The sequence below is a fragment of the Bradyrhizobium sp. 141 genome (assembly GCF_023074055.1).
GTDB lineage: Bacteria > Pseudomonadota > Alphaproteobacteria > Rhizobiales > Xanthobacteraceae > Bradyrhizobium.
Map to the genome: position 1 here is coordinate 236,313 of NZ_JADPKR010000103.1, position 13,108 is coordinate 249,420.

The window sequence follows — 13,108 nt, forward strand, 5'->3', positions numbered from 1 at the left end:
CCCGCGATCCAAGCCACCGGGGCCAAACGCATGTTCAAAGAGGGATCGCCGATCGCCTATGACGCGCCGGCCGAGCTGAAGAAGTGGCCGTCGCTGAAGGGCGAGAGGCAGAAGGACAGAGGTCCGCCCTATCTCGTCTACAACGGCTCGCTCGCCGACTGCGTCCGGGAGCTCATGGGCAAGCCCATCAAAGGCATCTCGCTCTACGACATCATGACGAAGCCGCAAGCGGCCTTCGACCAGACCGTGCTGTCGCCCGGCGATGCCGCCGAGATCGCGATGCGCAAGGATTTTCCCAAGGACGAGTTCAAGGATTAGTTCGCGGCGCGCTTGCCGGCCGCCTTGCCCTGCTGCTTCGAGGAAGAGTCCGTCGGCGCATCGAGGAAGACGACAGTCGTGCCGCGCTTGACGTTCTCGCCGATCACGCGCGCGTCCCAATTGGTCAGCCGGATGCAGCCGTGGGACGCCGACTTGCTGACCCTGTCGGGCTCCGCCGTTCCATGAATGCCATAACCCTGCGCCGACAAGCCAATCCAGTACGAACCCACCGGATTGTTCGGCCCCGGCTTGATGTCGAACGGCCTTTTGGATTTGACACTCTTGAACTTGTACTCCGGATTGTAGTGATAAGTCGGCTGCTCATTGGTGCCGGTAACCTTCAGCGTCCCCGTCGGCGTCGGGCGATCCGGACTGCCGATTGACGCCGGATAGAACGCGACCAGACGACCGGAGCCCTCGTAAGCCTTCAGCGTCGCGTGCGTCTTGTCGATCTCGATCCGAACGACGCGCGGAAGCTCGCGTCGCGCCGGCACGCTGGCCACGGCAATGGTCTCGCCGGCTTTATCGAAAGCCTTTCCCGGATTGAGCGCCTTCAACAGCTCTTCGCTCATGTGGAATCTCTCCGCGAGCCCTTCGAGCGGACTGGTGTAGCTCAGCGCCTCCAGCGACTTCATGTCATCGAGCCTGGCCGGCAGCTTCTTGAGAAACGGCCCCTTCACATCTGCGTCGGTGATCTTGTAGTCGACGAGGGCAGAACCTTCGCTCGCCGCGTTCAGCTTGTCCCAGAGTTCAGGGGGGATCGTCTTGTCGAATCCGACACCGTTCTGCTCGGCAAACGCCTTCAGCGCCTTCTGCGCGTTCTCGCCGAGCTTGCCGTCGATCTGGCCAGGAGAGAATTGCGCACGATCGAGCAAAATCTGAAGCTTCGTCACCGGCGCGGTGATCTTGTCCGCAGCCGGCTGCTTTTCGGGACGCGCAGCGTCATTCACCGCTCTCGCATCGAGATTGCCCGCGAGAGCAGGGCAGATGAACCACAGCGACATCACCGCGCCAAGCATCCATCGCATCATGATCGCTCGTCCCAAACAATGATCCGCAAATCCGCGGGCAGTTTCTTTTTTGGAACACCGTACTAACACCGAAGGAACCGACGAGACCGCAGCTTTGCCGCAATCGGAAGGTTAAGAACTTCCTATCGCCGGCGCATCGCTGGCCGTTCACCCCACAGTTCGAGGTTGCCCCAGCAAATGCGATTTGTCGTCGCGGCTTGCGCCGCGTTTCTGATTCTGATGTGCGACCTCGATCCGTCGGCGTCGCGGCAAACATCAACTATCGACACCGCCGTTCTCAAGAACAATCATGCCTCGTCACTTGTTCCAGTGGTCGAGCTCTTCCTTGCCAGCGTGCAGGCCATCGAGCTCGCCAACGCGCGCGCGGCGTATGAGGAAACAATCGAGCCACCGCGCGCGGCCGAACCTGTCGTCGAGGCGCCGGTTTCACCGACGGACAAATTTTGTCATGCGCTTCGCGAGGCTGCCGAAGCCAGCGGCATTCCGGTGCCGTTCTTCGCGCGGCTGATCTGGCAGGAGAGCCGGTTCAAATCCAACGAGGTCAGCCACGCCGGCGCGCAGGGCGTCGCGCAGTTCATGCCCGGGACCGCCGCCGAGGTCGGGCTCGATGATCCCTTCGATCCGATGAAGGCGCTGCCTGCATCGGCCAAATTCCTGCGCAAGCTGCGTGACGATTTCGGCAATCTCGGCCTCGCCGCCGCCGCCTACAATGCAGGCCCGGGCCGCATCCAGAAATGGCTCGGCAAAGAGAGCGAGCTGCCGCGCGAGACGCGCGACTATGTCCGCATCATCACTGGCACCAAGGCCGAGGACTGGACCGAGCGATCCGAGGCACTTGCGATCCGGATCGACCTTCCGCGCGAAGCGCCCTGCGAAGGTTTCGGCAGTCTCTCGAAGACAAAGGACGTCGCCTGGGTTCCGGTCAACCTGACGCCTTCGGTCACGACCATCATTCGCAAGGCCGAACAGCTCGCCGCGCGCCAACCGACGAACCGCGCGCGCAAGCGGTTCGCGATTATGCTCCGGAAGAATGCCACGGCCCATGGTAAGGCACGCAGCATGATTGCGGCACGCGCGGCCGGAAAGAGCGCGAAGGCCCGCGCCGTTCGCTTCGCATCACGCGAACGGCCGTCGGGTTAGTGTTCGGAGCCACCCGTTTGAGTGGCTCCGACATTTATCGCGCTAGTCGATCTCCTCGATCACGCGCCGCTCACGCGGCTCGATGACGTAGGTCCGGGTGTCGCGGTGGATGTAGCGGTATTCCCGCAGGTCCGGCGCGTCCCGATAGACCGTGCTCGGGAATTCCTCCACCTCGACGCTCTCGGGGAGACGGTCACCGACGCGGACATCCGTGCGTGCGGTACTCCCGGTGGTCCGCGCCTCGCTTCGCCCTTCGGTACGGGTTTTCGCATGCTTGCGGATCGCATCACGATCGCGATCGGAGAACTTGCTGGGGCTGCGCTCGCGCGTGGTCGTCGTCGTGGTCGCCGTGGACTGCCCCGAATACGGCAGCACCGTCACGATCTTGTACGTCGCCGGATCGACCACGACGATCTCATCCTTCACCAGCGCGAAGCTGTAGCCGCGATATTGCGGCACGATCTCAACGACGTCAGGCGGCAGTATCGAGAGATGCACGTCGCGCGGCACCACCGTGCCGACATTCAGCGAGAAATTGACGCTGGTCACAGGCCGAACGTTCAGGCGCGAGATCGAGGTGCTGATCTTGGTCTCCTGCTGCCGGTTGAGATTGACGTCGGTCCGCGCGGCCGCCTGCGCATTGGTGCCGCTACGCTCGCCCTGGGCCTGATTGCTGGCTGGCGCATTCGGCGCCTGCTGAGCCTGGTTGGTCCCGGATGCAGCGGGCGCCTGCTGGGCCTGATTGCTGTTGTTGGCGGGCGGCGGATTGGACCGATCCTGCGCCTGGTTCGTGTTCGCCGGTGGCGGGTTGGCGCTCTGCTGGGTCGCGGGCTGGTTGCCGGTCGTGTTCGAGCTTGCCGTGCCGCTCTGCGGCCGCGAAGTGTCCGTGCTGTTCGCCGCGTTGTTAGATGTGCCGGAGCCGGAATTGGCAGCCCCGGATGACGGCGCGGTGCTCTGCGTCGTCTGCGCCGAGTTTCCTGTCGCCGGTGATTGCTGCGGCTGCGATGTGGTCTGCTGCTTATCAGCCGCAGACGGCGCAGCGGTGGACGGCGCTGTGGAATTTGATTGGGATTGCGGCGTCTGATCGGACTTCGTGGTGGTGTTGGGCGATTGCGCAAAGGCGGCGTTCGCCAGCACCAGCCCTAATGCGGTGGTTGCCAACAGGCGGATCATGGTTCACTCCCTTTTATCAAATGAACGTTGGCTACTAACCTGCGCTAAAACGGCCGGTTCCACTTTTTCCCGAGAGAAAGGCGAACCGCTTCCGCACGGAACCTGCAATGCCATCGAAGAGTGCCGGGATCATCGCCTATCGGAAGCGGCGGACGCTTGAGGTTCTCCTCGTTCATCCCGGAGGGCCGTTTTGGCGCAACAAGGATCTCGGCGCATGGTCGATCCCGAAGGGCGAGTATGCGGACGAAGAAGATGCAGCGATCGCCGCGCGACGCGAATTTGCCGAGGAGCTTGGACTTGAGCCGTCCATGCGGTTGACCGCGCTGGGTCAGATCAAGCAGCGCGGCGGCAAGCTCGTCACCGCGTTCGCGGCCGAGCTCGATCTCGACGTGCGCGGCATTCGCAGCAACAATTTCGAGATGGAATGGCCGCCACGGAGCGGCAAACGGCAGACCTTCCCGGAGGTCGATCGTGCCGAATGGTTCACGCTCGAAGAGGCGCGGGAGAAGATCAACGCAGGACAACGCCCCCTGCTCGATCGGCTGGAGCAACTGGCGGGCGGCGAATAGGAATCCTGTGATGGAAACAGGTGCGCTCCCTCTCCCGCTTGCGGGAGAGGGTTGGGGAGAGGTTTTCTCCGCAACGGGACAATCCCCCAGAGGATAGAACCCTCACCCGCCGTGCTTCGCACGTCGACCTCTCCCGCAAGCGGGAGAGGTGCAGCGGAGCCAGCCGCTACGCGCAAGCGCAAACAGATGCCCTCACTCAGCCTTGATATTCGCGGCCGTCACCACCTCGGCAAGTTCCTTGGTCTCCTTCGCGATCTTGGCGGCGTAGTCGGCGGGACTGAGCACGCTGACCACGCCCTGCGAGCCGAGCTTCTCCTCGATTGCCGGATCCTTGGCGGCCGCGACGATCTCCCGGTGCAGCGTCTCCAGGATTGGCGCCGGCGTCGACTTCGGCATGAAGAAGCCGACCCAGAACGAGATGTCGAAGCCGGGATAGCCTGCTTCCGCGACGGTCGGCACATCGGGCAGCGCCGGCAGCCGTTCGGCGGACGACACCGCGAGCGCGCGCAGCTTGCCAGCCTTGACCAGCGGCACGGCGGAGAGCGGATCGAACACCGCCAGCACCTCCTGCGCGAGGACGCCGACCTCGGCGGCCGAACCTCCGCGATAAGGCACGTGAATCATCTTGATCCCGGCCTTCTGGCTGAGCAGCTCCATGGCGAGATGGGCAAGGTTGCCGTTGCCGCCCGAGCCGTAAGCCAGTGCGCCGGGTGCGGCCTTCGCCGCTGCGACGAGATCGGCCACGGTCTTGATATCAGCCGTCTTGGGATTCTCCGGATTGACCACGAGCACGAGCGGCGCCGACACGACGGTGGTGAGCGGCGCGAAGTCGCCTTGCGGATCGTAGCGGATATCCCTGAACAGCGTCTTGTTGAGCGTGATGGTGGACGAGTTGCAGGCGAGCATCGTGTAGCCGTCGCCTTCCGCATGCGCGACGCCCTCGGCGGCGATCATGCCGTTGGCGCCGGCGCGGTTCTCGACAACGAAGGGCTGCCCGAGCCTGCTGCTCAGGCGATCGCCGATGATGCGCGCGGCGACATCGACCGGACCGCCCGCGCTGAAGCCGACCATGACCTTGACCGGCCGCACCGGATATTTCTGCGCGACGGCCTGCGTGGATAGCGCACAGGCACACAATCCGGCGATGACTGCCAGCAGGCGGCGGGCGGTTCGTTGCATTGGTTCTCTCCCCAGACCTCACCAGCGCCGCTTGTGCATGCTTGTTGGTGCGACGCGCGTGTGGATCATGAATAGCGGTCGCGCCGGATTTCGCAATCGCGTTTCCGCGCAGGCGCGGCCCAAGCAATTCCGCCACACGGCAGGTGCGAGCCACAACAAAACAAAAGCGCGAAAACAACCCCATGCACAGTAGCCGGCCGCTGTCGGAACAAGGGCTTACGCAGGACATCGGTTTCGGATCCTGCGAATTCAATTTGACTCGTCGGGCAGCACACCGGCATAATGGCATCATCGCGAGATTCCCCCCTCATCCACTTCGCCCCAGCCATGGGGCGAGGCGAATTCGCGTAAGCCCCTCATCAACATCTGAAAAATCGCAACGCCGCACGGCAAGTGCACGGGTCGACCTCGCACAGCGAGCCCTCGCGCCTGCACCGGCCCAAGGAGACATCGACATGACGACAGCCCTGACACGCAACAGCACGCCCCCCGTCGCATCATACGATCGCAGCAGGCACAGCCCGCGGATCAAGCTCACCCGACGACGCATCGTGATCCAGCATCCCGACTCGCAGGCCGGCGAGCGGCTGATGGCCGAGTCGCTCGGTGCAGTCGACCGCGACGCGCTGCACGGCATCCTCAAGCAATTGATGAAGGCCAGCGTGATCTTGCAGAAGCCCGATGAAGCCAATCTCGCCTTCATGATCTCGATGATGAAGAGCATCGCGCCCAGGGATTCCCTCGAGGCCATGCTGACGGCGCAGATGATATCCGTTCACGTGGCCACAATGCGCTCCGCCTGCCGCCTCGCCTTCGCCGAGGACATCGCGCAGCAGGAAGGCATCACACGCGCATTGACCCGGTTGGCCCGCACCTTCGCAGCCCAGATGGAGGCCCTGAACCGTCATCGTGGCAACGGCGAGCGTCCGATCACGGTGCAGAATTTGTCGGTGCAGGATGGCGGCAAGGCAATCGTGGGAAATGTCGCGCAGCATGCGCATCTGACCGTCGCCGACATGGGCACCTCGATAGACGCGGGACTGGTGCCCTCCGGCGAAGCCGGCGAACGCGAACGCGAACGGGCCGAAGTGATGCAAGGCGGCATCGCATGAGTGCCGATCACATCCGCAACACGAGCGCGATGTCAGCAAGCCCGCGCTGCGGCGCCGGCACGCGCGGCGGCCTCGTCTGCCGCGCGCCGGCCGTGCGCGGCAAGCTCCGCTGCCGCATGCACGGCGGCGCCGCAGGATCGGGCGCGCCGTGGGGAAACCGCAATGCGCGCAAGCATGGCGCCTTCACACAGGAGCGGATCGCGGAGCGAAGGGCGATCCGGACGCTGCTGGGCGAGACGGGAAAGCTGCTGATGGATTTAGATCGCGCCCCGCAAGGACGGATCAAATCACCTGACACCGGGACGCATGATCCAAGAACAGGCCATATGGCATGTGGTCTATTCAACCCAATGCCGGCGCCGTCCAATCTTAACGAAGGTTAGGGGAACTCAACGAAAGATCCTCGATTCCTGCGCGTTTAGGGGCGCTGCCGTATTTTGGCTCAGGATTGTTTTGTCTCTGCGGCGGGGCGGGCTTCATGAACCTGGAGACCTGCGATGTACCGTTACGTTGCGTTTGCGTTTGTTTTCATTTTCACAATTTCCTCTGGCGTCGCCGATGCACGCCTCTTCCGATCTCACCTCGCGGCGCCGCCCGAATGCAACGTCATCATGCCGTGCGACTTCTCCGGTTCGAACATGCGCGGTCGCACGACGTCGTCGCCATTTCGCGCGCCACGCGAGGTGACGGGGCGCACCGCCGCGATGCAGATAGCCACGACGGAAGGCGCGGGCCGGATCGTCGGCGGCCGCCCTTCCGGTTGCCCACACTCCTTCTGCGGTTGCGCAGCATCGCTACGCGTGTTCGGCCGCATCGTGCCGGGATTGAATCTGGCGGCCAATTGGCTGCGCTTTCCGCGGACGTCACCGGCGCCGGGAATGGTCGCCGCGCGACGTGGTCATGTCTTCGTCCTCGAGCAGCATATCGCAGGCGATGTCTGGATGGCGTATGACGGTAATTCAGGAGGCCGGGCAACCCGCATTCACGCGCGTTCGTTGCGGGGCTATGCGGTGGTCAATCCGCGGGTCGCGTAATCTGCGCCTGCAGGAGGTGCAAGCCATGCTCCTGGCATGCCGGCCATGTCAGGAGCCGTCCGGCAAATGGCCGTTCCGCGGTCCCGCGGCATGAACTGATCCCCCGAGAACAGATGTCGCCATGCCATTGCTCGCCTTGGCACGGTCGCCCCGATCGTGTAACGCGACACGAAAGCTGCCGGGACGGGATACTCATGGGGACTGCTGCTGCCGACGACGCGGGCACCGCCACCCGCGCGCTGATCCTTGCACTCGTCGCGTTGGCGTGCGGTCACATGCTGTCGACTCTGCTGCGCACCATTCCGGCGGTCAGTCTCGACCTCATGGCCGCGGATTTCCATCTCGATCCGCAGGCGCTGGCGAGTCTCACGTCGATCTATCCATTCGCCTTTGCCGCGGCGCAGATCCCCGTTGGGGCGGCGATGGACCGGTTTGGTGTGCGACCGGTGTCGCTGAGCTTGCTCGCGGGGACCGTGTTCGGCGCGGTGGCGTCGGGATTTGCTACGGGGCCTGCGAGCTTTGCGGTCGGGCAGTTCATGCTGGGGGTTGCCACCTCGGGCATGCTGATGTGCCCGATGACGCTGGCCGCCAAGCAATTGTCGGCGGCGCGGTTCGGGCTGTGGTCGGGCGCGATCCTCTCGATCGGCAACATCGGCATGCTGCTGTCGTCGAGCCCGCTCGCCTTCGTGGTCGACGCTTGGGGTTGGCGCGCGGGGTTCTGGATTTCCGCAGCTGGCGGCGTTGCGGTCGCGCTTGCCGTGTTCGCGCTGGTGCCGCAGCAGGCGGCCGAACACAAGGACGAATCCTCGCCGCTGTCGCAGATGATCGAGGTGCTCAGGCTCGGCCTCTCGCGTCCCTTGCGCGGCTTGATCGCATTGGCGCTGGTGTCGCTGGCGACCTCTCTGGTGCTGCGCGGCCTGTGGGGAGGGCCGTGGCTAATGCAGATCAAGGACCTGTCGCGGGTGGAGGCCGGCAACCAGCTCGGCGCGTTCACGCTGGCGATGATCATAGGCCCGCTTCTCATCGGCATGATCGACCGCAGGCTCGGCCGCCGCCGCGCTCTGGTGGCGGGCACGCACATGGTCGGGGCGCTGCTGGTGGCGCTGATGGCGCTCGGGGCGCCGCATTATGCGGTGTCCGTCCTGTTCGGCGTGCCCGTGATGCCGCCGCAATACGACCTCGTGCTGTTCGTGCTCATTGGTCTTGCGACGTCCGCCCAGCCGCTGCTGTTCGGCATGTCGCGGCAGCTGGTCGACGCGCAGACGACGGGCAAGGCGCTCGCGGCAGTGAACCTCGCCTTCTTTCTCGGCGCGGCCTTGATGCAGTCGGTGACCGGCGCGGTGGCGGCGCTCGCCGGGCTGCCGGCCGTGCTGCTGTTCATGGCTGCCATGCTGGCATTCGGCGTGTTGATCTTCTTGGCTTACACCTCGCGGAGCCCATAGGATGGCGTGCTCCGTCCGCCAAAGGAATCACTCATGCCTGTCGACACCAAAGCCGCCACCGACCGCCTCATGCGCTTCCTCGCCGTCGAGGGCGTGACCGGACAGGAGGCGGCAATCGGGCGGGAGCTCATGGCTGCGCTGAAGGAGAGCGGCGTGCCGGCGAGGGCGATCCGGCTCGACGATGCCAGCAGCCGCATTCCCGTGCCGACCGAGACCGGCAACCTCATCGTCGACCTGCCCGGCCGCGGCGCGCTGCACAACCAGCCGCGCATCATGTTCATGACCCACATGGACACCGTGCCGCTCTGCGCCGGTGCCAAGCCGAAGAAATCCGGACGCAAGATCGTCAACGAGGCCAAGACCGCACTCGGCGGCGACAATCGCTGCGGCTGCGGCGTGCTGGTGACGCTGGCGGCCGAACTCGCCAAGCAGAAGCTCGATCATCCGCCGATCACGCTGTTGTTCTGCGTGCGCGAGGAGAGCGGGCTCTATGGCGCGCGCCACGTCAAGCTGGATGAGCTCGGCTCGCCCGCGATGGCCTTTAACTATGACGGCGGCTCGGCCTCCAACGTCATCATCGGCGCCGTCGGCGCCGACCGCTGGACCGTCGAGATCTTCGGCCGCGCCTCGCATGCCGGCGTCGCGCCGGAGCGCGGCATATCCTCGACCATGATCATGGCGCTCGCACTCGCGGACGTGAAGGCCGGCGGCTGGTTCGGCAAGGTGGTGAAGGGCAAGCAGCAAGGCACCAGCAATGTCGGCCCCGTCACCGGCGGCGAAGGCCGCCCGGCGGGCGATGCCACCAACGTCGTCACCGACTACGTGCATGTGCGCGGCGAAAGCCGCAGCCATGACGGAAAATTCTTCAAGGAGATCACCAAGGCCTACAAGGCCGCGTTCGAAAAGGCGGCCAAGAAGGTGACGAATGCGCAAGGCAAGTCCGGCAAGGTCAAGTTCAAGGCCGAGACCGACTATTATCCGTTCCGAATGAAGGACAGCCAGCCCGTCATCAAGCGCGCGGTCGAGGCCGTATCCGCAGTCGGCGGTACTCCGAATGTCCGCACCGCCAATGGCGGCCTGGATGCCAATTGGATGGTCCGTCACGGCATTCCGACCGTGACCTTCGGCGCCGGCCAGAACGAGGCGCATACGATCGACGAGTGGATCAATCTCGACGAATATGATCGGGCGTGTGCGCTGGCGGTGCAACTCGCGACGATGCGGTGAGTTGCGTTTGTAGGGTGGGTTAGCTTGCGGCTGCGCGAAGCGCAGTCCGCTGGCGTAACCCACCTCTTCTGCTTCCGCAGGGATGAACAGTGGTGGGTTACGCCTTCGGCTAACCCACCCTACGAAACAAAAAGAAAAGGGAGGCCACATGCCGCGCATCGCTCATATCGAATCCGGACTCTACCGGATCCCCCTCCCCGTCACGCTCTCCGACTCCACGCATGGCGAGATCGCGGCGTTCGAGCTGATCACCTGCCGCATCCGTGATGCCGATGGCGCCGAAGGTGTTGGCTATACCTACACGGTCGGCCGCAATGGCGGCGCTGTCGCCGACATTCTCAAGCGCGAGATTCCGCCGCTGGTCGAGGGCCGCGAGGCCGACGACACCGAAGCGATCTGGCACCATGTCTGGTGGGCGCTGCATTATGGCGGCCGCGGCGGGCCGGTGGTGCTGGCGCTCTCCGCGCTCGACATCGCGCTGTGGGATTTGAAGGCGCGGCGCGCGAAGCTGCCGCTGTATCAATTGCTCGGCGGCTTCGACGCGCGCGTGCCGTGCTATGCCGGCGGCATCGACCTCGATCTCTCCGTCGATGCGCTGCTCAAGCAGACCCACGGCAACCTCGCCAAGGGATTTCGCGCCATCAAGATGAAGGTCGGCCGGCCCGACCTGAAATCCGACGTCGCGAAGGTCTCGGCGATGCGACAGCATCTCGGCGACGGTTTTCCCCTGATGGCGGATGCCAACATGAAATGGACCGTCGAGGAGGCGATCCGCGCCGCGCGCGCGTTCGCATCCTATGACCTCACCTGGCTCGAGGAGCCGATCATCCCTGACGACGTCGCAGGCCACGCGCGCGTCCTGCAGGAGGGTGGTGTGCCGATCGCGGCGGGCGAGAATTTGCGCTCGCTGTGGGAGTTCAAGAACTACATCGCCAGCGGCGCGGTGTCCTATCCCGAGCCCGACGTCACCAATTGCGGCGGCGTCGGCGCCTTCATGAAGATCGCGCGGCTGGCGGAAGCCTTCAACCTGCCCGTCACCAGCCACGGCGCGCACGACATCACCGTGCATCTGCTCGCGGCCTGCCCGAACCGCTCCTATCTGGAAGCGCACGGTTTCGGGCTGGACAAATACATCGAGCACCCTCTGGTGCTTCAGGACGGCAAGGCGCTGGCGCCGGACAGGCATGGGCATGGGATCAGCTTCGACTGGAGCGGGCTGGCGAAGCTGGCGGCGTAGAGAATAGGTCGTCATGCCCGGGCTTGTCCCGGGCATCCACGTTCTTCGTGCAGCAAGCAAGACGTGGATGGCCGGGTCAAGCCCGGCCATGACGACGTGGTTGCACGCGAGGCATTCGCTGGCGCTTGATGCGGCGACCCAATATTCGGTTATGCTGTCGATAGCCGACTCTCCTTGTGAAAGACACCCACTTGACACCCGAGCTGCACCAGAAACTGACCGCGTGGCGCCGGCACCTTCATGCCCACCCGGAGCTGTCACTCCAGGAGAAAGAGACCGCCGCCTTCGTGCAGGACAAGCTCACCGAGCTCGGCATTCCCTTCGTGTCAGGCATCGGCGGCCACGGCATCGTCGCGACCTTGACGCGCGGGCATGCGCGAAGCCGCGTCGGCTTGCGCGCCGACATGGACGCGCTGCCGATCACCGAGGATACCGGGCTTGCTTACGCCTCCAAGACATCAGGCGTGATGCATGCCTGCGGCCATGACGGACACACCGCCTCGCTGCTCGGCGCCGCTGCGATGCTCGCCACTGACACCGATTGGAGCGGCACGGTCGATTTCATCTTCCAGCCGGCGGAGGAAGGTTTTGGCGGCTCGCGCGCGATGGTCGCGGCCGGGCTGTTCGACCGCTTTCCGATGGAACGGGTGTTCGGCTTTCACAATTGGCCGGGCCTTGCCGCCGGCACCATCGCCGTGCATGACGGCGTCGTCATGGCCTCCGGCGGACGCGTCACCATCGCCATCGAGGGCCATGCGGGCCACGCCGGCATGCCGCATCTGACGCGCGATCCGGTGTTGGCGGCCGGCCATCTGATCGTGGCGCTGCAATCGATCGCCTCGCGCAGCGTCGATCCGCTCGACACCGCCGTGCTGTCGCTCTGCACCATCGAAGGCGGCACCGCACCGAACCAGATCGCGGGACGCGTGATCATCCGCGGCACGCTGCGGTACCACCGCGACGCCGTCAAGGACGTCATCCTCGACGGGATCGAGCGCACCTGCGCCGGGATCGCGACGAGCTTTGGCGTCAAGGTCACGCCCGAGATCGTCATGGGCGTCGGCGTCGTGATCAACACGGCTGACGAGGCTGGCCTGGCGCGCATCGGCGCGGAGAAGGTGCGGGCCAAGGTGCGCCGCGACCTCGCGCCCAGCATGGCTGGCGAGGATTTTGCCCACTATCTCCAGCAGCGGCCGGGCGCCTTCGTCTGGATCGGCAATGGCGAGCTCCGTCACGGCGCCGAGCTGCACGGCCCGCGCTACGATTTCAACGACGCCATCCTGCCGGTGGCATCGAGCTGGATGGCCGAAGTGGCCAAGGCGGCGCTGGCGTCGAACTAGCTCACGAAATCTCGCGGGGCAGCTTCCAGTCTCGCTTCGGCGCGAAAGCCTCCTCGACGCGCGCGACGTGATATCCCTCCGGGAGCAGCCGGCCGCCCTCCTCGTCCGCAACGGGAACGTCGGTCACCAGCCCCTCGATCAAGGCGGCCTCCCACACCTCTTTCTCGGTGGGAAAGGGATCGCCGATCTGCTTGTTGCCTTCGAACAGCGCGTACATCGGTTCCGGTCCTGCGTTGATCAAGCTCACGAGCAACGTATCGGCGGCACGGACGTTCCTTCCGGCGAATGGCAACGGATGGCACGTGA

14 protein-coding genes are annotated in these 13,108 nt (G+C 64.8%); 10 read left to right on the forward strand and 4 right to left on the reverse strand.

The window, feature by feature from the left end:
* Positions 1-30: 30 nt before the first annotated feature.
* A complete protein-coding gene (locus IVA81_RS32470; RefSeq protein ID WP_246921294.1) occupies positions 31-318 on the forward strand; it encodes a hypothetical protein in 288 nt (95 codons plus the stop codon).
* Here the strand turns inward: IVA81_RS32470 and IVA81_RS32475 are convergent.
* Positions 315-1,349: a L,D-transpeptidase family protein gene (locus tag IVA81_RS32475; RefSeq protein WP_247325745.1), complete on the reverse strand. Its 1,035-nt coding sequence runs from the start codon at positions 1,347-1,349 to the stop codon at positions 315-317. The genes IVA81_RS32470 and IVA81_RS32475 overlap by 4 nt on opposite strands.
* 177 nt (positions 1,350-1,526) lie before the next feature.
* Here IVA81_RS32475 and IVA81_RS32480 point away from each other — a divergent pair, with 177 nt between their 5' ends.
* Complete coding sequence (locus IVA81_RS32480; RefSeq protein WP_247325748.1) at positions 1,527-2,489, forward strand: lytic transglycosylase domain-containing protein; 963 nt, start codon at positions 1,527-1,529, stop codon at positions 2,487-2,489.
* A 42-nt stretch (positions 2,490-2,531) separates the two neighbouring features.
* Here IVA81_RS32480 and IVA81_RS32485 read toward each other — a convergent pair whose 3' ends face one another.
* Positions 2,532-3,662 (reverse strand): DUF1236 domain-containing protein, encoded by a 1,131-nt coding sequence (locus IVA81_RS32485; RefSeq protein ID WP_247325751.1) that lies wholly within the window; start codon positions 3,660-3,662, stop codon positions 2,532-2,534.
* 107 nt (positions 3,663-3,769) lie between these two features.
* Here IVA81_RS32485 and IVA81_RS32490 point away from each other — a divergent pair, with 107 nt between their 5' ends.
* Positions 3,770-4,231, forward strand: coding sequence for an NUDIX domain-containing protein (locus IVA81_RS32490; RefSeq protein WP_247325753.1), 462 nt, complete (start codon positions 3,770-3,772; stop codon positions 4,229-4,231).
* Between the two features lie 192 nt (positions 4,232-4,423).
* Here IVA81_RS32490 and IVA81_RS32495 read toward each other — a convergent pair whose 3' ends face one another.
* Positions 4,424-5,410, reverse strand: coding sequence for a tripartite tricarboxylate transporter substrate binding protein (locus tag IVA81_RS32495; protein ID WP_247325756.1), 987 nt, complete (start codon positions 5,408-5,410; stop codon positions 4,424-4,426).
* A 455-nt stretch (positions 5,411-5,865) separates the two neighbouring features.
* Here IVA81_RS32495 and IVA81_RS32500 point away from each other — a divergent pair, with 455 nt between their 5' ends.
* The 7 genes from IVA81_RS32500 to IVA81_RS32530 all read left to right on the forward strand — a co-directional run bounded on the left by IVA81_RS32500 (position 5,866) and on the right by IVA81_RS32530 (position 12,802).
* Complete coding sequence (locus IVA81_RS32500) at positions 5,866-6,522, forward strand: hypothetical protein (RefSeq protein ID WP_247325759.1); 657 nt, start codon at positions 5,866-5,868, stop codon at positions 6,520-6,522.
* Positions 6,519-6,905 carry an HGGxSTG domain-containing protein gene (locus tag IVA81_RS32505; RefSeq protein WP_247325764.1) on the forward strand — a complete coding sequence of 129 codons (387 nt, stop codon included), beginning with the start codon at positions 6,519-6,521 and terminating at the stop codon, positions 6,903-6,905. Before IVA81_RS32500 ends, IVA81_RS32505 begins: the two co-directional genes overlap by 4 nt.
* A gap of 255 nt (positions 6,906-7,160) precedes the next feature.
* Positions 7,161-7,556 (forward strand): hypothetical protein, encoded by a 396-nt coding sequence (locus IVA81_RS32510; protein WP_346659427.1) that lies wholly within the window; start codon positions 7,161-7,163, stop codon positions 7,554-7,556.
* A 194-nt stretch (positions 7,557-7,750) separates the two neighbouring features.
* Positions 7,751-8,998, forward strand: coding sequence for an MFS transporter (locus IVA81_RS32515; protein ID WP_247325770.1), 1,248 nt, complete (start codon positions 7,751-7,753; stop codon positions 8,996-8,998).
* A gap of 33 nt (positions 8,999-9,031) precedes the next feature.
* A complete protein-coding gene (locus IVA81_RS32520) occupies positions 9,032-10,225 on the forward strand; it encodes a M20/M25/M40 family metallo-hydrolase (RefSeq protein ID WP_247325774.1) in 1,194 nt (397 codons plus the stop codon).
* A gap of 148 nt (positions 10,226-10,373) precedes the next feature.
* On the forward strand, positions 10,374-11,462 hold the full coding sequence (locus IVA81_RS32525) for a mandelate racemase/muconate lactonizing enzyme family protein (RefSeq protein ID WP_247325777.1): 1,089 nt from the start codon (positions 10,374-10,376) through the stop codon (positions 11,460-11,462).
* Positions 11,463-11,653: 191 nt separating this feature from the next.
* Positions 11,654-12,802, forward strand: a complete 1,149-nt coding sequence (locus tag IVA81_RS32530; RefSeq protein ID WP_247325780.1) for an amidohydrolase — start codon at positions 11,654-11,656, stop codon at positions 12,800-12,802.
* A gap of 1 nt (position 12,803) precedes the next feature.
* Here the strand turns inward: IVA81_RS32530 and IVA81_RS32535 are convergent, their stop codons facing one another.
* Complete coding sequence (locus IVA81_RS32535; protein WP_247325782.1) at positions 12,804-13,019, reverse strand: hypothetical protein; 216 nt, start codon at positions 13,017-13,019, stop codon at positions 12,804-12,806.
* Positions 13,020-13,108 lie beyond the last annotated feature (89 nt).

What these genes read in the sequence shown, in the direction of transcription:
- IVA81_RS32495 (WP_247325756.1), bottom strand. Translation starts at nt 5,410, where the DNA reads ATGCAACGAACCGCCCGCCGCCTGCTGGCAGTCATCGCCGGATTGTGT.
- IVA81_RS32490 (WP_247325753.1), top strand. Translation starts at nt 3,770, where the DNA reads ATGCCATCGAAGAGTGCCGGGATCATCGCCTATCGGAAGCGGCGGACG.
- IVA81_RS32510 (WP_346659427.1), top strand. Translation starts at nt 7,161, where the DNA reads ATGCGCGGTCGCACGACGTCGTCGCCATTTCGCGCGCCACGCGAGGTG.
- IVA81_RS32505 (WP_247325764.1), top strand. Translation starts at nt 6,519, where the DNA reads ATGAGTGCCGATCACATCCGCAACACGAGCGCGATGTCAGCAAGCCCG.
- IVA81_RS32485 (WP_247325751.1), bottom strand. Translation starts at nt 3,662, where the DNA reads ATGATCCGCCTGTTGGCAACCACCGCATTAGGGCTGGTGCTGGCGAAC.
- IVA81_RS32470 (WP_246921294.1), top strand. Translation starts at nt 31, where the DNA reads ATGTTCAAAGAGGGATCGCCGATCGCCTATGACGCGCCGGCCGAGCTG.
- IVA81_RS32475 (WP_247325745.1), bottom strand. Translation starts at nt 1,349, where the DNA reads ATGATGCGATGGATGCTTGGCGCGGTGATGTCGCTGTGGTTCATCTGC.
- IVA81_RS32525 (WP_247325777.1), top strand. Translation starts at nt 10,374, where the DNA reads ATGCCGCGCATCGCTCATATCGAATCCGGACTCTACCGGATCCCCCTC.
- IVA81_RS32535 (WP_247325782.1), bottom strand. Translation starts at nt 13,019, where the DNA reads ATGTACGCGCTGTTCGAAGGCAACAAGCAGATCGGCGATCCCTTTCCC.
- IVA81_RS32500 (WP_247325759.1), top strand. Translation starts at nt 5,866, where the DNA reads ATGACGACAGCCCTGACACGCAACAGCACGCCCCCCGTCGCATCATAC.
- IVA81_RS32520 (WP_247325774.1), top strand. Translation starts at nt 9,032, where the DNA reads ATGCCTGTCGACACCAAAGCCGCCACCGACCGCCTCATGCGCTTCCTC.
- IVA81_RS32480 (WP_247325748.1), top strand. Translation starts at nt 1,527, where the DNA reads ATGCGATTTGTCGTCGCGGCTTGCGCCGCGTTTCTGATTCTGATGTGC.
- IVA81_RS32515 (WP_247325770.1), top strand. Translation starts at nt 7,751, where the DNA reads ATGGGGACTGCTGCTGCCGACGACGCGGGCACCGCCACCCGCGCGCTG.